Below are 22,102 nucleotides of genomic sequence, written 5' to 3' on the forward strand. Positions count from 1 at the left end.
ACTATTCTTACCTTCACTTGGGTTCAGGACGAAGTGCGAGGGCATGATTGAACACTTTTCTTACCTTCACTTGTACTTTTTTCATACCATGATGATAAGATTAACCTTTGATTCCCCTCATAGTATGAAGATTTTATCACTGCTGGTGAATTTTTTTACATATTTTACCAATAAATAAGAAATTTGGTTAATAGCCCTTAATAAAAATAAAACAAAAAAAGCCCCACCAGGGACTTTCCGCTTTTTACAACTTTATCGATTTCACGTTATAGACCGGTTCTTCAAACCAGCTGGTTGCGATTTCTTGGAAGATTTCTTTCTCGCCTGTTGTGAGGAACAGGTGGTTCTTTTTCCTTGCCTTTTTATTTAATAATCCACTATAGAATAATACCGTACTGACTTCACGGGCTGTTTCGGCCCCGGAATCAATGAGTTGGATTCTATCTCCAAGACAGGCTTGGATGGTATCACGTAGGAGAGGATAATGGGTACAACCAAGAATTAAGGTGTCGATTTCTTTGCCTTGTAAAACCTCAAGTGATTCGGCTACAATTTGTTCAGCCTCTGCACCAACAAACTCCCCTGATTCGACAATCGGAACAAATCGAGGGCAGGCGAGACTTTCGACAAGGATTTGATTGTTGATTGATTTTAGTGCATCCTCATATGCACCACTTGCAATTGTGTTGACGGTTCCGATGACACCAACATAGTTATTTTTAGTTACCTTCAGGGCGGTCCTTGCTCCAGGGTATACAACGCCGATTACTGGGATGGAGAGCTCTGCTTGGATTTCATCCAATACAAGTGCGGTTGCTGTATTGCAGGCGATCACAAGCATTTTAATTTCATGTGACAATAAATAGTTCGTCAGCTCCCATGTAAACTGACGAACTTCTTCTTTAGGTCTTGGCCCATACGGACATCTTGCGTTATCACCTAAATATATGATTTCTTCATTTGGTAATTGTCTAATTATTTCCCGAGCAACGGTTAAACCGCCCACCCCGGAATCAATAATTCCGATTGGTCTTTTCAAACGTTTCGCCTCATTCTACTCGCATTTCTTGATGTAATTTCTTTAGACTTTTTTCTAGTTGGATAACTTCTATTTCAGAGAAATTTTCCATGATTTCTTGTAAATAATCTTGTCTTTTTTTAATAACTTCCTCGATGATGCGCTCTCCTTCTTCAAGTAAATGAATTCGAACGACACGGCGATCTTTTGGATCTTTTACACGCATGACAAGATTATTTTTTTCCATTCTATCAACAAGATCGGTTGTTGTGCTACATGCTAAGTACATTTTATTTGATAATTCACCAATTGTCATATCTCCATGTTCAAGCAACCACTGAAGGGCAATAAATTGTGGTGTTGTAATTGTAAAGTTATTTAGGATTTCACGGCCTTTTTGTTTGAGTAAACCGGAAATAAAACGAAGAGATTTTTCGATATCTGCGATTACTTGGTAGTCTTTTGTGTCTTTGCTCTCTTGAACAGTCATTACATCCTCTCCTAGTAAAGTATTAGTGTAAAATCCAACTGTTTTTCTCTCGTGTCACAGTTAGTGAATTTGTCTCATCCGTAAGAACTTTTTCATTTCAGGAAAAAAACTATATTATTCTTATTTTCTACTTTTTTCGCGTAAAAAGCAAGTTCAAGTATTTTGAAATATGTAGTTGCTTCTTAAATAAGTAACCGGCTACCTTACAGTGTAAAGTGTAGCCGGTAATACTTAAAGTTCAAGTTCTCCCATACGAAGGAGCTCTACAACTGCTTGAGAACGCCCCTTTACTCCCAGCTTCTGCATCGCATTCGAAATGTGGTTACGAACTGTTTTTTCGCTAATGAATAATTCACTTGCGATATCTTTCGTTGTTTTGTCTTGAACTAGTAATTCAAAAACTTCTCTCTCTCTTTTTGTTAGTAGCGGTTTTGGTTGAAACTCTTTCTCCTTCAAGTATTGTAACCCTCCTTGCTAAGGTTCGAGCTGAACTACTGGATGGGTATATATTTAGTCACAATATAGTATGAGAAGGAGAGTGTTGCGGTGACTGTTAAAAGGTTGATATGTAGACTTTTGCGCGTCCATTTTTTAGTGTATTGGTATTACCGTTCAACTTTGCTCATACAATATAGGTTAGGTGCTTTTTTAACATATGCTTCATCTCTTCAGACCATGGTTCCCCTTTTCCTGTTTGCTTGGACATTTGAACTAATGTACTCCTACCGACAAAACTAATGGCTCCCTCTTTGTTCTTCGCCATATAATGAATATCCATTGAGGAATTGCCAAGCTGATTTATTTTTACATACAGCTTAAGCTGGTCACCAAAAAAGACTTGTTTCAAATAATCACATTGTTGGCTTGCAACCACGGGGATTGCTTTGCTTGATTTGTCGGTCCATATTTGCATAAAACCCAATTTATTAAAATATTGAATTCTTGCTTCCTCAAAGTAAGTGAAGGGTACAGTGTTATTTAAATGTCCAAACATATCTGTTTCGGAAAAGCGTACTTGAATCGGTTGGAAAAAATCAAATGTATTCTCCCATGTCTCAATATCATCGATATACGTAATATGTTTCATTCCAATAGCTCCCTTACATAAGATTATTCAGGTCATGGTAAAGTGGTGCCTTCAACTAATGGAAAAAGAGGATTTTTCAAAACTTCTTGAAAGTTGACCGCCTTAATGAAAAATCTCTTCGTAAAAAAGCACTCCTCCATTTACATGAAGGAGTGCTTCGCATTTCTATTAGACTTGGTCACTACCAAACATATTTCTAAATGCTTGGATTGAAGTATCTCTGTTTAGAGCGGCAATTGAGGTTGTGAGTGGAATACCTTTAGGACAAGACTGTACACAGTTTTGTGAGTTACCACAGTTTGCTAGGCCTCCATCTCCCATAATTGTTTCTAAACGTTCTCCTTTATTCATAGCACCAGTTGGGTGAGCGTTGAATAAACGAACTTGTGATAATGGAGCAGGTCCAATGAACTCAGATTTGCTGTTAACGTTCGGACATGCTTCTAGACATACACCACATGTCATACATTTTGATAATTCATATGCCCATTGACGTTTCTTTTCTGGCATACGAGGACCAGGTCCCAAATCATAAGTTCCGTCGATCGGAACCCAAGCTTTTACTTTTTTCAATGAATCAAACATTCTACTACGGTCAATTTGTAAGTCACGGACAATTGGGAATGTCTTCATTGGTTCAAGTTTAATCGGTTGTTCAAGTTGGTCAATAAGTGCTGAACAAGATTGACGTGGCTTGCCATTGATAACCATTGAACAAGCACCGCAAACTTCTTCTAAACAGTTCATGTCCCAAGTAATTGGGGCAACTTGATTTCCATTAACATCTATCGGATTACGGCGAAATTCCATTAAAGCTGAAATAACGTTCATGTTTTTACGGTATGGTATCTTAAATTTAATGACATAAGGATCAGAATCTGGAGTATCCTGACGAGTAACATGAAATTCAACTGTTTTTTCACTCATATTACTTTTCCTCCTTATTCTTTGAATAGTCACGTTTACGTGGTGTGATTAATGAAGTATCTACTTCTTCATAATGGAATGCAGGCGCAGCATCATTACCAGTAAATTTAGCCATAGTCGTCTTTAAGAAATCCTCGTCGTTACGATCAGGGAAGTCAGGCTTATAGTGTGCACCACGGCTTTCGTTACGATTATAAGCACCAATTGTAATTACACGTGCAAGTTGAAGCATATTTTGTAATTGACGAGTAAATGTAGCACCTTGGTTGCTCCACTTAGATGTGTCATTGATATTGATGTTCTTATAACGTTCCATAAGCTCTTGAATTTTTTCATCTGTCTTTAATAGCTTGTCATTGTAACGAACCACTGTTACGTTATCAGTCATCCACTCACCAAGCTCTTTGTGAAGGATGTATGCATTTTCGGTACCATCCATTGACATAATGTTATCCCATTTTTCTTGCTCTTGTTTTACATGGCTATCGAAAACAGTTGAAGAAATGGAATCTGTACCTTTCTTAAGTCCTTTGATGTAATGAACTGCGTTAGGTCCAGCAACCATACCACCGTAGATAGCTGATAATAATGAGTTCGCACCTAAGCGGTTTGCACCGTGCTGTGAAAAGTCACATTCACCTGCAGCAAATAAACCAGGGATATTTGTTTGTTGATGATCGTCAACCCATAGTCCACCCATTGAGTAGTGAACAGCAGGGAAAATTTTCATTGGAACTTTACGTGGATCATCACCCATGAATTTTTCATAGATTTCAATAATTCCGCCTAATTTAATATCAAGCTCTTTTGGATCTTTATGAGAAAGATCAAGATATACCATGTTCTCACCATTGATACCTAGCTTCATATCTACACATACGTGGAAAATTTCACGTGTTGCAATATCACGTGGAACTAAGTTTCCGTATGCAGGATATTTTTCCTCTAAGAAGTACCAAGGCTTACCATCTTTATAAGTCCATACTCGTCCACCTTCACCACGAGCAGATTCACTCATTAGACGAAGTTTGTCATCTCCAGGAATAGCAGTTGGGTGGATTTGAATAAACTCACCGTTTGCATAATATGCACCTTGTTGGTACACAATTGATGCAGCTGAACCAGTATTAATAACTGAGTTAGTTGTTTTACCAAAGATAATTCCAGGACCACCAGACGCCATGATAACAGCATCAGCAGGGAAGGATTTAATTTCCATTGATTGAAGGTTCTGTCCTACGATACCACGACAAATCCCCTCATCGTCCTGGATAATTCCTAAAAATTCCCAACCTTCGTACTTCGTTACAAGTCCTGCTACCTCATGACGACGAACTTGCTCATCTAATGCATAAAGCAATTGTTGACCAGTTGTTGCACCCGCGAATGCAGTACGATGGTGCTGTGTTCCACCGAATCGACGAAAATCAAGTAAACCTTCTGGTGTACGGTTAAACATAACTCCCATACGGTCCATTAGGTGAATGATTCCTGGTGCAGCTTCACACATTGCCTTAACTGGCTTTTGGTTTGCTAGGAAGTCTCCACCATATACGGTATCGTCGAAGTGGATCAAAGGAGAGTCCCCTTCACCTTTTGTATTAACCGCACCGTTAATCCCACCTTGAGCACAAACTGAGTGTGATCGTTTTACAGGTACGAGTGAAAATAAATCAACTTGTGTTCCTTCTTCAGCAGCCTTGATGGTAGCCATTAAACCAGCTAATCCACCACCAACTACGATAACTTTTCCTTGACTCAAAGTAACTCACTCCCCAATAAAGAGATCGTTCATCTTGTATAAAAAACTGTGAACGTTCTAATTTTCAAATTCTTAAACGAAAGCAAAAATTGTCGTAACACCTACGTATGATAATGCAATAAAAATAATGATTGTTACATATGTTGCAATTTGTTGAGAACGAGGAGTTATTGTTAGTCCCCAACTTACGGCAAATGACCAAAGACCATTTGAGAAATGGAAAATTGTGGAAATTACACCAACAAGATAGAAAACAAGCATTGCTGGTGAACTCAAGATTTCCTCCATCATATTGAAGTCAACTTGTGTCCCCAAAGCCGCTTGAATACGTGTTTGCCATACATGCCATGCTAGAAAAATTAGAGTAATGATTCCGGATATACGTTGTAAGAAGAACATCCAGTTACGGAAAAAGCCGTATCTACTCACATTGTTCTTTGCAGTAAAGGCAATATATAGACCGTAAATCGCGTGAAATAGTAATGGTAAATAGATAATAAAAGTTTCTAAAAATAGTCTAAATGGGAGACTCCCCATAAAGTCAGCAGCACTGTTAAATGCTTCTTCTCCTCTTGTCGCAAAGTTATTCACAACTAAGTGTTGAATTAAGAACACCCCTACAGGGATTACACCTAATAATGAATGGAGCCTGCGATTAAAAAACTCACGATTACCAGCCATACTTTACCCCCCTTAATAATAAACCGCACCTTTTAGGCACTCCTTTTCATTCCTCATCCCCAAAATTATGTATTAGGACGAAATAAAAACTGACAATTGAAAACCCTTGCAGTAAACTACAAAATGCTTTTTTCATAGATAAAAAGACAAGTGTAGGCACAATTTTCTTTTATCAGTATAATGTAACAAGTTCATTTTACTCCCATCTAGCAAGAGCGTCAAGGAAACACGTCCACAAATTATTCATGAATCTGATAATATTTGGACACTTTTGTTTCTATCTACCTGAAATACAAATTGATCTAATATGACAAAAAGAAACAAAAAAATTCATGTGTTTCTTATCCCCGATAGTTTATAATAAAGAATGGAGAAAGAGGGGAATGCAGTGAAGAACATTAACATCAATGAACAAAGTGTAAATTCAAGTGAACAGACCGTTTCTGTTTTTGGTTATGAACTTATACGTGAAATTTTAATACCTGATTTACTTGGCAAAGAAACTCCACAGATTCTATACTGGGCTGGAAAAAATCTTGCCCGTAAATTCCCCTTACCAACAATTGAAGAAATTATTTCGTTTTTTCATGATGCTGGATGGGGAGACCTAACGGTAGAGCGTTCGGATAAGAATTCTATTGAATTCCATTTAGATGGAACGATCGTGTCTTCTCGTTTTAAACGAAAGGATATTTGTACATTCCAACTTGAATCTGGTTTTCTTGCTCAACAAATTCAACAACAGAAAAATCGAATCACTGAAAGCTATGAACAACAAAAAAGACGAGCAAAAAAAATCATCTTCACGGTAAAATGGGATCAAAAAGACATTACTGAAGAATAAGAGTCTGCACAATACGTGCAGGCTTTTTATATAGAAATGGGCGCCCAAAAACAAGATTTATCTTTGAACGCCCCGCTATGCATCAAATTATAGTTTGACTTTTGCTTTTTCTTCTTCAACCACTGCTAAATTAAATGAATCATGTAATGCTTCAACCGCAAGAACCATGCTTCCTTGATCAACAACAGTTGAAACTTTGATTTCAGATGTACTTACCATTTTTACTTCAATGTTTTCTTGTGCAAGTACTTGGAACATATCAGCCGCAACCCCTGGGTTTGAAACCATTCCAGAGCCAACAATTGAAACCTTCGCTAAACCATCTTCATGCTGAATACTCTCATATTTTAATAAATCCTTGTTATTTTCTAAAACAGCAAGAGTGTCGCGTAAATCTGGTGTTTTAATTGAAAATGAAATATTTGTATGATTTTGATCTGTCGTGTTTTGAATGATGATATCTACGTTTAAACCATTCTTTGCAAGTGTGCCAAAGATGGTTGAAAGTGTGTGTAATTCATTTGGTAATCCAGATACTCTTACCCTTGTGATCTGGTCTTCGAAAGCAATTCCCCTGACAACGAGATTCTTTTCCATCGAAACTTCCTCCTCAATTATGGTTCCATTTTCTAGCTCTAAGCTTGATCGAACTTCAAGCGGCATTTCAAAGTTTTTCGCAAATTCAACTGCACGTGGGTGAAGTACACCCGCACCTAGGTTTGCAAGCTCCAGCATTTCATCATAGGAAATGGAATGAAGTTTACGTGCAGATGGAACAACACGAGGATCCGTCGTATATACACCTGTTACATCTGTGTAGATATCACATTTGTCCGCATTCAATGCTGCTGCTAGTGCAACTGCAGTTGTATCAGACCCACCCCGTCCAAGAGTCGTTATATCTCCAGAGCCACTGATTCCCTGGAATCCTGCAACGACAACGATTTTCCCTTCTTTTAGACGATCGCTTACTCTTGAAACTTCAATATTTTCAATGCGGGCATTACTATGTATAGCCTCAGTTTCAATACCAGCCTGCCAGCCAGTGTAAGATACAGATTCATACCCCTTTTCCTGAATTGCCATTGATAAAAGGGCGATTGTTACTTGTTCACCTGTACTTAACAACATATCCATCTCGCGTTTGCTTGGCGAGTTTGTAATTTCATTTGCTAAGCTTACTAGCTGATCTGTTGTTTTACCCATTGCTGATACAACAACCACAACTTGGTTCCCTGCTTGCACTTCTTGAATAACACGATTAGCAACATTTTTAATTCTATCCGGTGACCCTACTGAGGTGCCTCCAAATTTTTGTACGATGATCCCCATGCCCTCAACCTCTTTCTGAATATAATAAAAAACAGCAATGAGATTATCTCATTGCTGTGATATACGTAAACAAAAAACGTGTCACATCGTGAGATAGCTCTCCAAGATTAACTCATCTTGACAATCTTACGTCTCTTAAACATAAGACCAGCAAAAAAGGTATGAGGCCTTTTTCACTTCGGCGAACTTTCCTTTCTGCAATAATCATAGGGGCTCATTCCCCTCCAATTGCATACTGATAAAGCTCGCTCCTCTATCATCACTTCAACGTATTGAAGTGTATATTATATTATTAAGGATTATATCAGAGTATTTTCAAAATAGCAACGCCTATTCCTTTAATTTTTCAAAGATGGCTTCAGCGGTTGGCCGAGGAATATTGGCTTGTTGGATTTCCTCTATGCTTGCTTCCTTCATTCTCTTGATTGAACCAAAATGCTTTAGCAATGCTTTCTTTCGCTTATCCCCGACTCCTGGAATATCATCAAGTGCAGATTGAAAGGCACTTTTTCCACGAACTTGGCGATGGAAGGTAATGGCAAAGCGGTGCACTTCATCTTGAATCCGTTGAAGAAGATAAAACTCCTGGCTATTTCTTGGAAGTTCCACAATTTCAGGTGGGTCCCCAATCAACAACTCTGAAGTTCTATGCTTATCATCCTTCGCAAGTCCTGCTAACGGGATTTCTAAACCTAGCTCATTTTCTATAATATCCCTTACTGCAGCAAGATGACCTTTTCCTCCGTCAATGACTATAAGATCTGGTAATGGAAGGTTTTCTTTGAGAGCGCGGCTGTATCTTCTCCGCACAACCTCCCTCATTGATTCATAATCATCAGGACCTTGCACCGATTTAATTTTATATTTTCTATATTCCTTTTTATCCGGTTTTCCGTCCGTAAAAACAATCATTGCTGAAACAGGGTCTGTCCCTTGGATATTCGAGTTATCAAATGCCTCAATCCGATGGGGGGTGTATATTCCCAATCTTTGACCTAAGTTTTCTACTGCCTTGATTGTCCGATCTTCATCACGCTCAATCAGAGCAAATTTCTCCGTTAAAGCGATTTTGGCATTTTTCCTTGCCAAGTCAACTAGTTGTTTTTTCTTCCCACGACTTGGCTGTTGTACATTTACCTCTAGTAATTGCTCAGCAATCTCATGATCAATCGAACTAGGAAGTAGAACTTCTTTTGGTTTAAAATGATTTTCTTTCAAATAGAATTGTCCCAGGAATGTTAAGAAATCTTGTTCTGGCTCATTATAAAATGGGAATAATGAAACATCCCTCTCTATTAATTTACCTTGACGAATGAAAAAGACTTGAACACACATCCAACCTTTATCATAGGAATAACCGAATACATCACGATCAATAAAATCGGTCATCGTCATTTTCTGTTTTTCCATCGTTGTTTCGATATTTGTGATTTGATCGCGGTATTCTTTCGCTCTCTCAAAATCTAGTTCTTCCGAAGCTTTTAGCATTTTTTCAGTTAACTCATGCTTGATTTCTTTATATCCACCATTAAGAAAACGTATGATATCGTCTACCATTTTTTTATTTGTTTCATCAGATACTTCATTCACACAAGGAGCAAGACATTGACCAATATGATAATACAAACAAACCTTATCTGGTAGAGTCGAACATTTTCGTAAAGGATAAATCCGATCTAATAGCTTTTTTGTTTCATTTGCTGCTTGGACGTTCGGGTACGGGCCAAAATATTTCCCTTTATCCTTCTTAACTTTTCGTGTTATCAACAAACGAGGATGTTTCTCAGCGGTAATTTTAATAAAAGGATATGTCTTGTCATCCTTTAACATAATATTATATTTCGGATCATGCTTTTTTATTAAGTTGATTTCTAGTAGCAGAGCTTCAATATTTGAAGATGTTACGATATATTCAAAGTCCTCAATTTCATTTACAAGTCTCAAGGTTTTCCCATCATGCGACCCTGTAAAATAAGACCGGACACGATTCTTTAATACTTTCGCTTTTCCCACATAAATAATGGTCCCTTGCCTGTCTTTCATTAAATAACAACCAGGCTGGTCCGGTAGTATTGCTAATTTCTCTTTAAGATGATCGTGCATATTTACCACTCCATCTGTTATAAAATCTAATATACTTTGGTGCATCTGCGCCCAGTTAAGTCGTACATTATATTGTAACATTTTTTCGGAGAAGTTGTATGTGAAATAAAAGGAATTCCGTTGTTTAAATAAGAGCAAACAAAAAAACAGCCGATGGCGGCTGTTTTAATGATTAATAATGGTTAGCAAGTCTTTCAGCTAATGCTTCTTTTGGTTGGTAGCCAACTACTTTATCTACAACTTCACCGTTTTTGAATACAAGTAAAGTTGGGATGCTCATTACGCCAAACTTAGCTGCTGTTTCTTGGTTATCATCTACATCAAGTTTAACGATTTTCACTTTATCTCCAATTTCAGTATCTAATTCTTCTAATACTGGAGCAATCATCTTACATGGTCCACACCAAGGTGCCCAGAAGTCTGCTAAAACTAATCCTTCTTTTGTTGCTGTGTCAAAACTTTGATCTGTTACGTTTGTAATAGCCATTTTAACCCCTCCTAAATAAATTACAACTTTGAAATTCTACAAAGAGTATAACATCTCATTTTTAAATTTACGAATGATTTGCATTCAAAAAGAAAATGCTTTTTGAACAGATCTATCATACGTCATCATCTTACCCATTTTTTTCACCTGATATGTATGGAAACAGAAGGTGACATATAGAAAAAGACGCCCAGAAGGACGTCTTTTTTGCGTATTGCGGCGAGTAACAGCACTCCACATAGTGCCTTGCCGATAGGCGTGTCAACTCGACTTATGCAATTCAGCTCATCGCTTGATTAGTATACCATATTTTTTAAAAAGGTAAAATAGAAAAATTCCCCTAAATTAAAGCGAGCTAATTAGCTCGCTTCACTTCACATTATGCATTTACTTTTAATTTTTTAAACTCTTGCGTAAGCATTGGAACTACTTCAAAAAGGTCTCCAACAATTCCATAGTCCGCAACCTTGAAGATGTTTGCTTCTGGATCTTTGTTGATAGCAACGATAACTTTAGAGTTTGACATTCCGGCTAAGTGCTGGATTGCTCCCGAGATCCCACAAGCAATATATAGGTCTGGCGTTACAACCTTACCAGTTTGACCAATTTGAAGGGAGTAGTCACAGTAATCAGCATCACATGCACCGCGGGAAGCACCTACAGCTCCACCAAGAACTGTTGCTAATTCTTTTAATGGTTCAAACCCCTCAGCACTTTTCACTCCACGTCCGCCTGCAATCACAACCTTCGCTTCAGACAAGTCAACACCTTCAGTTGCCTTCCGCACAACTTCTTTTACAATTGTACGTAAATCTTTAATGTCAACTGCTAGAGAAGAAACTTCTCCAGAACGTGACTCGTCTTTTTCAAGTGGGGAAATATTGTTTGGACGAACACTTGCAATCATTAATCCGTCCGTCACAATTTTCTTTTCAAATGCTTTACCTGAATAAATTGGACGAGTAAAGACAATGTTTCCACCAGCAATTTCAATAGCCATTACGTCTGAAATCAAACCTGAATTGAGTTTACCTGCAATTTTTGGTGATAGGTCCTTACCTAATGCTGTGTGTCCAAATACTAAACCCTCTGGTGATTCGGCATCAATTGCAGCTAGTAAGGCTTGTGAGTAGCCATCCGGAGTATATGAACCTAATTTTGCATCTTCTACAGTTACAACTCTGTCTGCACCATAATGGATTAATTCATTTGCTAATGAGTTTACAGAATCACCAACTAAAACTGCAACTACCTCGCCACCTTCTGCTACTGTTTTCCCGGCCGCAATAGCTTCAAAAGATACGTTACGTAACGCACCATCACGTGCTTCCCCTAGAACTAAAACTTTTCTTGACATTATGCGTAACCCCCTAGATTAGTTGAGTAATTTTTGAAATCGGATACAAAAACTACGATTAAGTTATACGACCTTTGCTTCATTATGAAGAAGTGATACTAATTCTTTGACCTGATCTTCTAACTCACCTTCAAGCACTCTACCAGCTTCTTTTTTAGGTGGAAGATAGATTTCAATTGTTTTTGTTTTTGCTTCTACATCACCTTCATCTAGATCTAAATCATCTAACTCTAGCTCATCAAGTGGCTTTTTCTTCGCTTTCATAATTCCAGGTAAAGACGGGTAGCGAGGCTCATTTAAACCTTGTTGACAAGTTACAAGTAATGGTAAAGAAGTCTCAATAACCTCAGAGTCTCCTTCAACATCTCTGACTACAGTTACTTTTGAACCGTCAATCTCAAGTTTTGTAATTGTTGTTACATAAGGAATATCTAAAATTTCTGCAACACGTGGACCTACCTGACCTGAGCCTCCATCGATTGCCACATTACCACCTAAAATGAGATCGGCATCCTTATCTTTTAAATATTCAGCTAAAATTTTTGCAGTTGTAAACTGGTCTCCATCTTCGAGATCATCTTCTGTATTAATCATTACGGCTTTATCAGCACCCATTGCTAATGCTGTACGTAATTCTTTATCGGCTTCATCAGTCGTAGCAACTGTTACAACTGTTACTTCTCCACCGTTTGCGTCACGAAGTCGGATTGCTTCTTCAACCGCATATTCGTCATATGGGTTAATAATAAATTCAGCACCATCTTCACTGATTTGTCCATTGTTTACAACGATTTTTTCTTCTGTATCAAATGTTCTCTTCAAAATAACAAAGATGTTCATGTGTTTCCCTCCTAAGGTAATGTGCTTTATGGTGAAAGTCTATTAGTCTTGTAATCCATAATAAAAACTAGTTATCTATTAATTCCCTTTAAACGTTGGCTGACGTTTTTCAATGAAGGCAGATATTCCTTCTTGCCCATCGCGAGAAACAAACATTTCACCAAATAATACAGCCTCTCGTTGAACTGTTGCTTCATATTGTTCAGTCTTCATTAAATTTAATAATTCAATAGAGGCTTTTATAGAGACAGGGCTTTTCAGAGCAATTTTCTTTGCAATCGCCAATGTTTCCTCATGAAGGCTTTCTTCAGGGAATGCCTGATTTGCCAATCCATACTGGACAGCTTCTATCCCGCTTATTGGGTCACTTGTCCAAAGCATTTGAGCTGCTTTTGCAACTCCCACATAGCGCGGCAACCGTGCAGTACCCGCAAATCCAGGAATAAGTCCTAACTGCAACTCAGGTAAACCAAGCTTTGCCTTTTCACTTACGAGACGGAAGTGACATGCCATTGCTAACTCTAGGCCACCACCTAAGGCTGTTCCATGTATACTTGCAATAATCGGTTTTGGGAATCGTTCCATTCTTTCAAATAAGCTTTGACCCTGTCTAGCAAGATTTGAAAATTCTTCACCAGAATTAATTGTTGTAAACTCTTTTATATCAGCCCCTGCAGAGAAGAATCTCCCTTCGCCATGAATAACCAACACTCGTACAGCATCATTAGACTCTATTGTTTCCAGTAAGCTTGTAAGCTCTTTCAAAACAGCAGTTGATAATGCATTTGCTGGAGGACGATTAAAGGCAATAGTGGCGATACACTCATCTATTTTCACTTTTAAAAACTCCATCTGCATCCCTCCTAATTATGTATATGTATGTAACACACCTCAATCAAATGCGCCTTAGCGTATTTGCGCCCGATTTTTTTAGGCCCAAACGAGGTGGGTCACAAAGACGTTGCCACATGAAGTGGCGTACTTAGTCTTTGATCTTATGCTCGAAAAATTTCCTTTGAAAAATCGTGGCATCCGCCTGAGGCTTTAACTTTATTCAGCCAAGGTTTGAACCCCAAGACATGTTGTTTATCCTTATTGCATTTTGGTACCTCTATATAGTTTAGGGACCCCTGCTGAATAAAGTTAATAACTAGAGGTGTATCTTCCCACAACCATTCACTAATAAGGCATGAACATCTTTTGCCAAGGTAGGCAAATCATATTTTTGTTCATTCATGACCCATGTGGTTGCTGTTTCATCAATTGAGCCAAATATCATTTGTCTTGCCAACCGAACATCAAGGTTTGGATTAAACTCACCGTTTTCTTTCCCAAATTGGATAATGGAGTCGATTGTGCTTAAGTATCCTTTTAGGACTTCATTAATTCGGTGACGTAATTCCTTATTTGATTGTCTTAATTCAAGCTGTGTAACGATTGCAAGGTGATGATCGGCAGATAAAAGCTCAAAATGTTTTTCTACTAATGTTAATAACTTCTCTGCCGCACTCGATTTTCCTGCTATTTCAGCATCAATTTTTTCAATAAATTCGCCCATCTTTTCTTGGAATAACGAAACAAGAATATCTTCTTTGTTTTTAAAATAAAGATAAATCGTGCCGTCTGCCACGCCTGCTTGTTTAGCAATTCTTGAGACCTGGGATTGATGATAGCCATTTTCTGCAATGACAACTACCGCTGCGTCTATGATTTGCTTGTATTTTGGTTTTGTATTTTTCAAGATCTTACTTCCTTTCAGAAAAATGAATGAATAGTCATTCATAATTCTATAATAAAACCAAATGGAACAACTGTCAAGATTATCTTATGTAATTTGACTTGTTTCCCGTTCGCTCTTTTTTATTTTAATAGAAAAAAGAGCCATAGGCTTACGTCTGGCTCGACAAATATCTTATGTTTTTACATAGATGTCTTTAGAGCTGATCGTCCTAATTATTAATTGATTTTTGTTAGTTTTTCCTTTTCTTCATCCACTAATACTCGTCGCAGTACTTTTCCAACGATTGTTTTAGGTAATTCTTTTCTAAATTCATATACTCTCGGAACTTTATAAGCAGCCAGATGTTTACGGCAATGTGTATCAAGTTCCTCTTCTGTGCATTGCTGACCTTCTTTTAATACAACATATGCCTTAACTGTTTCACCACGATATGGATCAGGAATTCCCGCAACAACAGCCTCTTGAATCTTTTCATGTTCAAAAAGAACTTCCTCAACTTCTCGTGGGTAAATATTAAATCCACCCGCATTGATCATATCCTTTTTGCGATCTACTACATAGAAATATCCGTCCTCATCCATATAGCCCAAGTCACCTGTTAATAACCAGCCATTCCGGAATGTTGCCTCAGTTTCATCTGGATTATTCCAATATCCTCTCATAACCTGAGGACCTTTTACCGCGATTTCTCCAATTTCACCAAATTCTGCAGGCTCTCCCGTTTCCATGGAAAGCACAGCTGCATCAGTGTCTGGCCATGGTAATCCGATACTACCATTTATCCGATGACCCCAAAGTAAGTTCGCATGCGTTACAGGTGAGGCTTCCGATAAACCATATCCTTCTACAAGTTTTCCACCTGTTATTTTTTCAAACTGTTCTTGAACTTCAAGTGGCAATGCTGCTGAACCACTAATACAAGAATCAATTGAGGATAAATCATATTTTTTAAGGTCAGGATGATTCAATAGCCCAATGTACATAGTTGGTGCCCCTGGGAATAAAGTGGGTCTCAGTTTATGAATTGTTTTTAATGTGTCACCTGCATCGAATTTTGGCAACAGGATCATTTTTGCTGCCATCATAATTGAAAGGTTTAACACGGTCGTCATCCCGTATACATGGAAAAATGGCAAAATCCCTAAAACGGTCTCTTCTCCTTTTTTACATTTATACATCCATTTTGAACACATTAATGTATTTGCTACCAAATTTCGATGTGTTAGCATTACGCCCTTTGGAAAACCTGTAGTTCCCCCTGTATATTGTAACAATGCCAGGTCTTCTTCAGGATCAATCTCAATTTCGATTTCTTTTGCTTCCGAATTCTTAATAATTTCTCTTAGTAAGTGATTCGTTCCCTCGTGTTCAACTTTTACTACAATTCCATATTGTTTCTTTTGAATGAAAGGATAAATCAAATTTTTAGGGAAGGGTAGATATTCTTTAATTTCTGTCACAATGATGTGCTCAAGTTGTGTTAGCGCTTTCACTTTTGAGACACGTGGAAAAAGGATATCCAATGTAATGATTGCTTTCGAACCTGAATCCTTTAGATGATATTCAAGTTCTCTTTCTGTATACAAAGGATTTGTCTGGACAACAATTGCACCAGAAAATAGTACACCATAATAGGCAATAACACCCTGTGGACAGTTAGGCAACATGATGGCAATACGGTCTCCCTTTTTAATGCCTTGTTCCACTAAATAGTTTGCAAGCTTCAAAGATTCTTCGTACACTTGCGAAAAAGTTAATTCTTTTCCTTGAAAATGAACTGCAGTCTTCGCATGAAATTCATTTGCTGTTCGTTTCAAATACGTTTGAACTGGAATGTTTTCGTATTCAAGTTCATGTGGAATTTCCTCCGGATAATTGGCTAACCACGGCCTTTCAAACTCCATCCTAAAACCTCCCTTATAAATTTTGTGCCTGCGAATACGAAGACGTATTCAAAAGTCAGTTTGAATTTTCAAACCATTTATATTCATTATAGTATAATGAATATTCCGTGACAATTAGATTCATGTATTGTGTTTGCTGTTTTAGGTCTAATTTACGACAAAAAAATAGGGCTGATGGTACTTCCAATCAGCCCTTAAACTTATAAAACTAGGTACAGTATTCCGATGATAACAAAGATTCCACTTACAACTAACAAAATTTTCGCTAGCTTTTCCATAATTTAAAAACCACCATTTCCAATCCCTGCGCCGATTACATAAGAGAGTCCCACTGATATAATCATGGATATGAGCCCTACTGCGCGATTATCTTGTTGTATTTCAACATCGATGTTGAATTTTGGAGTTAAAAATTCAAACACAAAGTAGCCGATCAAGAGGAGGAAGAATCCAAATACACCCCAGCCGATCATGACGAATAATGAGTCATGATTTTGGATGGAATAGCGGAATATATTTGCGATTCCGAAGATTTTCCCTCCGGTTGCCATTGCAACTGATAGGTTACCGTTTTGGATTTCTTCCCAATTTTTATACTTAGTAACCAATTCAAATATGGCCATAAATAGAACCATACACAGTATTACGACACTGTAGTTAGCAGCTGTTAACACATATTCATTGTCCCAAAATTGATCCATCATCTTCTCTCCCTATTAGAGATTACACTGTATTACAAGATTATTTTAGTTCAACAACTGTGACGCCTGTTCCACCTTCTCCAGCTACCCCAAATCTAGTTGATTTTACGGAGCGGTGATTTTTCAGGTATTCTTGAACTCCCTGCCTTAGAGCACCCGTTCCTTTTCCATGGATAATGGAAACTCGTGGATACCCTGCAAGCAATGCGTCATCAATGTATTTTTCCACTCTTAATAATGCATTTTCAAAACGTTCTCCCCGTAGGTCAAGCTCAAGACTCACATGATAATCTTTTCCTCTTACTGTTGCGAGCGGTTTTGTTTCCACTGGTTTCGGGCTGCTCACAAACTCGATATCTTTTTCTTTAACTTTCATCTTTAAGATCCCGATTTGGACCTGCCATTCATTATTTCCTGCCTTGTCGATTAGATGCCCCTTTTGATTTAGGCTAATCACCTTCACTTCGTCACCAGGAACCAGTTTCCTTATCATTTTCGTAGCGACAGATTGTTTATTCGTTTTATCAGTAAGCTTTGGCACAGCATTTTCCAAGCGCTTTTTTGCATCAATTAATTGATGTTCTTTTACAAGCGATTGTTGCTCAAGCTTCATTTTACGTAAATCACGAATGACTTCTTCTGCTTCAGCTTTTGCATGATTGATTGTTTCAGCTGCTTTTTGTTCCGCTTTTTCATATAATTTATCACGTTGTTCATTAAGATCGATAATTTGCTCTTGAAGCTGCTTATGAAGTTTTTCTGCTTGTTTGCGGATATCTTCTGCTTCTTCAAGCTCATGCTCTGCATCCTTTTTACTTTTTTCTAAGGAGGCAATCATATTCTCAACTGTGTTGGTTTCTGAGCTAATATGATTTTTCGCTAAGCTAATAATCGTATCCGAAAGACCAAGACGTTTCGAAATTTCGAATGCATTACTTCGACCTGGGACCCCAATTAATAGCTTATATGTTGGGCTCAATGTTTCTATATCGAATTCGACACTTGCATTTATAACTCCTTCTCGATTGTATCCATATGCTTTAAGCTCTGGATAATGAGATGTCGCTATTACCCTAGCACCTCTGTTATAGACTTCATCAAGAATTGAGATTGCAAGCGCAGCCCCTTCCTGCGGATCGGTTCCTGCCCCTAATTCATCAAACAGAACCAAGCTATTTTCATCGACCCGGTTTAAAATATCCACAATATTTACCATATGGGATGAAAACGTACTCAAGCTTTGTTCAATGGACTGTTCGTCACCGATATCAGCATACACGGATTCAAAAACAGCAATCTCTGACTCTTCCTGTGCAGGAATTTGCAGACCTGATTGTGCCATAATCGTTAATAAACCAATTGTTTTTATTGTGACGGTTTTACCACCAGTATTTGGACCTGTTATAACGATCGAAGTATATTCCTTACCAAGCTCAATATCATTTGGAACTACTACTTGTGGGTCTATTAAAGGATGGCGGCCTTTTTTAATTAAAACATAGCCATTCCCATTAATTTTCGGTTTCGAGCCTTTTATTTTTTTACTGTAGCCCGCTTTTGTGAACATAAAATCAAGCTCTCCGAGTGTCTCCACATTTTGATACAGTGATTCTGCTTCGACTGCTACCTCATTTGATAGCTCAAGTAAAATTCGATCGATTTCTTGTTTTTCTCTTACCCTTGCCTCCTGCAATACATTATTAAGCTCGACCACTGATTGTGGTTCAATAAATAATGTAGCACCTGAAGAGGATTGGTCATGAACGATCCCACCATATGTCCCACGGTATTCTTGTTTTACCGGGATTACATATCGATCATTTCGAATCGTAATAATCGCATCCGATAGTGTTTTCCCGGCGGATGATGAACGAATAATATGCTCAAGCTTTTCCCTGATTCTTGCTTCACTGCTTCGCAGCTGCTGTCGGATTCCACGCAATTTGTCACTTGCGCCATCCATGACGACTCCATTATCATCAATACAGTTATTTATTTTTTGCTCAAGTTCAAATAAGGGAGTAATGCTTGTAACAAGTTCCCCTAGAATAGGTAAAAGAATATCATCCTCAATCATGCCCTCAATAAATTTCCTCATCTGTCGCCCAGCATAAATAGTGCCTGCAATATCTAATAGCTCCATTGTATTCAGAGCTCCACCGATGCTAGCACGCTTAATGGAGGCTCTAATATCTGTTAATCCACCAAGTGGAACATTTCCTTTTAAACGCAATACCTTTGCAGCTTCATCTGTTTGTTCCTGTAGAAAAATAACCTCCTCAACATTTGTGGACGGGGTCATTTTATCTATCTTTTCTCTTCCTAAAGAGGAGGAGACATGCTGTTTGAGCTGCTCCTTTACTTTATCAAACTCTAGTACCTTTAAAACCCGTGGTTGCATGCTGTAACTCCCTTCTTGCACCAACTGCTTCAACATCAACGATCCTATTTAATCCTACAAATTTCGTTTTAAATATGTTATTAACTCATCTTTATCCCATGTATTAATGACATTTTCCTTTTTGATCCACCCTTTTATTGCAGCGGAGACGCCATATCCCATATCATCTAGCATGTCCATATTATGTGCATCTGTGTTAATGACTAGTTTTACGCCCTTCTCTTGTGCCTTTTTAATATATTCTGAAGAAAGGTCCAACCTATTCAAATTCGCATTTAATTCTAAAGCTGTATTCGTTTCTTTTGCAAGTTCAATTAACATATCTACATCTACGTCATATCCATTTCGGCGCCCTATTATCCTTCCAGTCGGGTGTGCGATGATATCTACGTGTAGATTTTCTAGAGCTGTTTTTAAGCGTTGCATGATTTTCTCTCTTGGCTGAGAAAAGCTTGAATGAATCGATGCAATTACCACATCAACATCTCTAATAATTTCATCGTCGTAATCAAGTCTACCATCTGGAAGGATATCCATTTCAACACCTGTAAATATTGTGAAGTCATCATATTTTTCATTTAGTCTTTTAATTTCTTTGTGTTGTTCTTGTAAACGCTCAGGTGTTAGACCGTTTGCAACGCGTAAGTATTGTGAATGGTCTGTAATCGCCATATAGTGATAGCCCTTTTTCCTGCATGCATCAACCATCTCTTCGATAGTAAAAGCTCCATCGCTCCACGATGTATGCAAATGAAGATCACCTTTTATATCTTCAAGCTGAATATGTTCAACTTCCTGATGGAAGGCATCTACTTCAGAACCATCCTCTCTAAGCTCTGGCGGGATAAAGTTGAGACCAAAATATTGATAGAATTCTACTTCTGTTTCAAACGTTTTTATTTCACCTGTTTCAGTGTTTTCAACGCCATACTCACTTATTTTTTCGCCACGTTCTTTTGCTAATTGCCTCATTCTTACATTATGGTCTTTACTTCCCGTAAAATGATGAAGGGTAGTTGCAAATTCATATGGTTTCACTAGACGAAAATCGACCGAAATATCGTAGCTGTATGATATTTGTACGGAAACCTTTGTATCCCCACTTGCAATAATTCCATTAATCCCGTTTAACTGTAAAAGCTGATCGCGTACTTTTTCAGGTTCGTTTGTTGCAATAATAAAATCAAGGTCCTTGATTGTTTCTCTCATACGGCGAAGACTGCCTGCACGAGAAAATGTAATGATTCCTTCCATCGCAGATAGCTGCTTTTCAATATCTTCAGCTAGCGCTAGCATTAAAGCAATCGGCAAGCGATCTGGACGTTTGCCATATTCCTCGATAGCAGCGAGTATTTTTTCTTCTGTTTTCTTCCCAAAGCCTGCTAGATTTTGAATTTTTTCGTTTTCGCATGCTTGTTTTAACATTTCCATATCTTCAATGCCTAGCTCTTGATAGAGCTTGGCTATTTTTTTGCCACCAAGCCCTGGTAGATTAAGCAAAGGGATGAGGCCTTCTGGTACCTTTTCTTTTAATTCATTTAAAACGGTTGATTCTTCGGTTTCGATGTATTCTGTAATCACCGCTGCTGTTCCTTTACCAATGCCAGGTAATGTCGTGAAGTCATCAATTGTCGATAAGCTTCGATCATCATTTTCAAGGGCTGCTGCTGCTTTTCGAAAGGCAGATATTTTAAATGGGTTATCTCCTTTTAGTTCCATATAAATTGCAATAGTTTCTAAAAGACGGATTACATCTTTTTTATTAATTGTCATTGTTACCACCTACCTATATTCCATACGATTAACTATCCAAAATGATACAGATTTTTTGCTAAAAAGTCACTTATTGTGGGTTAATTGTCAGTTCATAAAAAAAACTTCTCTGTAAGAGAGAAGTTAGATCCACATATCCTTGATTTTCCCTGTGAAAAATGGGGTGTGTTGGACAATCATTTTAGCCATAAATGAATCATTAAGATTAGACTGAACGATTTCTACTGGAAGTAGTGCTCCAATATAAAGCACGATAAATACAATTAAGTAAACTTCAACAAATCCTAGTAAACCTCCAGCCCAACCATTGATTTGTTTTAAAATGGGGAGATTTGCAAGGAAATCAAGCATCGATCCAATGATTTGCCATATAAATTTTGTTGCAAAGAAAATAATTGCAAAGGCAATTGCACGATAGTATGCCGTTTCTAAATTCGTACTTTCAAATAAAAACTTCATAGTATCGGCGTCACCAAATGTTGGATATGGAATCCATAATATTAATTTTGGCATAAGTTCATCATAATAGAGGTATGCAACGATAAATGCAACAATAAAACCTGTAAGATGAACGATTTGAAGGATAAAGCCTCTTCTCAAACCAATTAAAAATCCCACTAAAAGGATGATTATTAAGATTAAATCGAACATATC

General features: G+C 37.8%; 20 protein-coding genes and 1 riboswitch. Of the genes, 1 reads left to right on the top strand and 19 read right to left on the bottom strand.

Annotated features, from left to right (window positions below; translation table 11 throughout):
• Positions 1-244: 244 nt before the first annotated feature.
• The 7 genes from racE to V7097_RS08715 all read right to left on the bottom strand — a co-directional run bounded on the left by racE (position 245) and on the right by V7097_RS08715 (position 5,965).
• Positions 245-1,039 carry a glutamate racemase gene (gene racE / locus V7097_RS08685; RefSeq protein ID WP_335703207.1) on the bottom strand — a complete coding sequence of 265 codons (795 nt, stop codon included), beginning with the start codon at positions 1,037-1,039 and terminating at the stop codon, positions 245-247.
• 10 nt (positions 1,040-1,049) lie between these two features.
• On the bottom strand, positions 1,050-1,508 hold the full coding sequence (locus V7097_RS08690) for a MarR family winged helix-turn-helix transcriptional regulator (RefSeq protein ID WP_335703208.1): 459 nt from the start codon (positions 1,506-1,508) through the stop codon (positions 1,050-1,052).
• Positions 1,509-1,739: 231 nt separating this feature from the next.
• The gene (gene gerE, locus V7097_RS08695) at positions 1,740-1,964 is read right to left on the bottom strand and encodes a spore germination transcription factor GerE (protein ID WP_010678342.1); all 225 of its coding nucleotides are present in this window, start codon (positions 1,962-1,964) and stop codon (positions 1,740-1,742) included.
• A gap of 166 nt (positions 1,965-2,130) precedes the next feature.
• Positions 2,131-2,595: an acyl-CoA thioesterase gene (locus V7097_RS08700; protein ID WP_335703209.1), complete on the bottom strand. Its 465-nt coding sequence runs from the start codon at positions 2,593-2,595 to the stop codon at positions 2,131-2,133.
• Positions 2,596-2,763: 168 nt separating this feature from the next.
• Entirely contained in the window at positions 2,764-3,522 is a 759-nt protein-coding gene (sdhB, locus tag V7097_RS08705) for a succinate dehydrogenase iron-sulfur subunit (RefSeq protein ID WP_335703210.1), read from the bottom strand.
• Between the two features lies 1 nt (position 3,523).
• Complete coding sequence (gene sdhA, locus V7097_RS08710; protein WP_335703211.1) at positions 3,524-5,284, bottom strand: succinate dehydrogenase flavoprotein subunit; 1,761 nt, start codon at positions 5,282-5,284, stop codon at positions 3,524-3,526.
• A 72-nt stretch (positions 5,285-5,356) separates the two neighbouring features.
• Entirely contained in the window at positions 5,357-5,965 is a 609-nt protein-coding gene (locus V7097_RS08715; protein WP_335703212.1) for a succinate dehydrogenase cytochrome b558 subunit, read from the bottom strand.
• A gap of 388 nt (positions 5,966-6,353) precedes the next feature.
• Here V7097_RS08715 and V7097_RS08720 point away from each other — a divergent pair, with 388 nt between their 5' ends.
• Positions 6,354-6,809 carry a YslB family protein gene (locus V7097_RS08720; protein WP_335703213.1) on the top strand — a complete coding sequence of 152 codons (456 nt, stop codon included), beginning with the start codon at positions 6,354-6,356 and terminating at the stop codon, positions 6,807-6,809.
• A gap of 87 nt (positions 6,810-6,896) precedes the next feature.
• On the opposite strand, the gene V7097_RS08725 is transcribed toward V7097_RS08720, so the two are convergent.
• The 12 genes from V7097_RS08725 to V7097_RS08780 form a co-directional block, all read right to left on the bottom strand.
• Entirely contained in the window at positions 6,897-8,141 is a 1,245-nt protein-coding gene (locus V7097_RS08725) for an aspartate kinase (protein WP_335703214.1), read from the bottom strand.
• Positions 8,142-8,227: 86 nt separating this feature from the next.
• A riboswitch (Lysine riboswitch) is annotated at positions 8,228-8,405 on the bottom strand.
• A gap of 66 nt (positions 8,406-8,471) precedes the next feature.
• Complete coding sequence (gene uvrC, locus V7097_RS08730) at positions 8,472-10,244, bottom strand: excinuclease ABC subunit UvrC (RefSeq protein ID WP_335703215.1); 1,773 nt, start codon at positions 10,242-10,244, stop codon at positions 8,472-8,474.
• A 172-nt stretch (positions 10,245-10,416) separates the two neighbouring features.
• Positions 10,417-10,731 carry a thioredoxin gene (trxA, locus tag V7097_RS08735; RefSeq protein WP_335703216.1) on the bottom strand — a complete coding sequence of 105 codons (315 nt, stop codon included), beginning with the start codon at positions 10,729-10,731 and terminating at the stop codon, positions 10,417-10,419.
• Positions 10,732-11,110: 379 nt separating this feature from the next.
• A complete protein-coding gene (locus V7097_RS08740; protein WP_335703217.1) occupies positions 11,111-12,088 on the bottom strand; it encodes an electron transfer flavoprotein subunit alpha/FixB family protein in 978 nt (325 codons plus the stop codon).
• 63 nt (positions 12,089-12,151) lie between these two features.
• Positions 12,152-12,928, bottom strand: coding sequence for an electron transfer flavoprotein subunit beta/FixA family protein (locus V7097_RS08745; RefSeq protein ID WP_335703218.1), 777 nt, complete (start codon positions 12,926-12,928; stop codon positions 12,152-12,154).
• A gap of 78 nt (positions 12,929-13,006) precedes the next feature.
• Complete coding sequence (locus V7097_RS08750) at positions 13,007-13,780, bottom strand: enoyl-CoA hydratase (protein ID WP_335703219.1); 774 nt, start codon at positions 13,778-13,780, stop codon at positions 13,007-13,009.
• A 298-nt stretch (positions 13,781-14,078) separates the two neighbouring features.
• Entirely contained in the window at positions 14,079-14,669 is a 591-nt protein-coding gene (locus V7097_RS08755; protein WP_335703220.1) for a TetR/AcrR family transcriptional regulator, read from the bottom strand.
• A 215-nt stretch (positions 14,670-14,884) separates the two neighbouring features.
• Entirely contained in the window at positions 14,885-16,573 is a 1,689-nt protein-coding gene (locus tag V7097_RS08760; protein ID WP_335703221.1) for an AMP-binding protein, read from the bottom strand.
• 281 nt (positions 16,574-16,854) lie between these two features.
• Positions 16,855-17,274, bottom strand: coding sequence for a DUF350 domain-containing protein (locus V7097_RS08765; protein WP_335703222.1), 420 nt, complete (start codon positions 17,272-17,274; stop codon positions 16,855-16,857).
• A 40-nt stretch (positions 17,275-17,314) separates the two neighbouring features.
• The gene (locus tag V7097_RS08770) at positions 17,315-19,675 is read right to left on the bottom strand and encodes an endonuclease MutS2 (protein WP_335703223.1); all 2,361 of its coding nucleotides are present in this window, start codon (positions 19,673-19,675) and stop codon (positions 17,315-17,317) included.
• Positions 19,676-19,729: 54 nt separating this feature from the next.
• The gene (gene polX, locus V7097_RS08775) at positions 19,730-21,448 is read right to left on the bottom strand and encodes a DNA polymerase/3'-5' exonuclease PolX (RefSeq protein WP_335703224.1); all 1,719 of its coding nucleotides are present in this window, start codon (positions 21,446-21,448) and stop codon (positions 19,730-19,732) included.
• Between the two features lie 123 nt (positions 21,449-21,571).
• Positions 21,572-22,099, bottom strand: coding sequence for a CvpA family protein (locus tag V7097_RS08780; RefSeq protein ID WP_335703225.1), 528 nt, complete (start codon positions 22,097-22,099; stop codon positions 21,572-21,574).
• Between the last annotated feature and the right edge of the window lie 3 nt (positions 22,100-22,102).

It is taken from the genome of Bacillus sp. JJ1562, assembly GCF_036962705.1.
Taxonomy (GTDB): Bacteria; Bacillota; Bacilli; order Bacillales; family Bacillaceae_L; genus Ferdinandcohnia.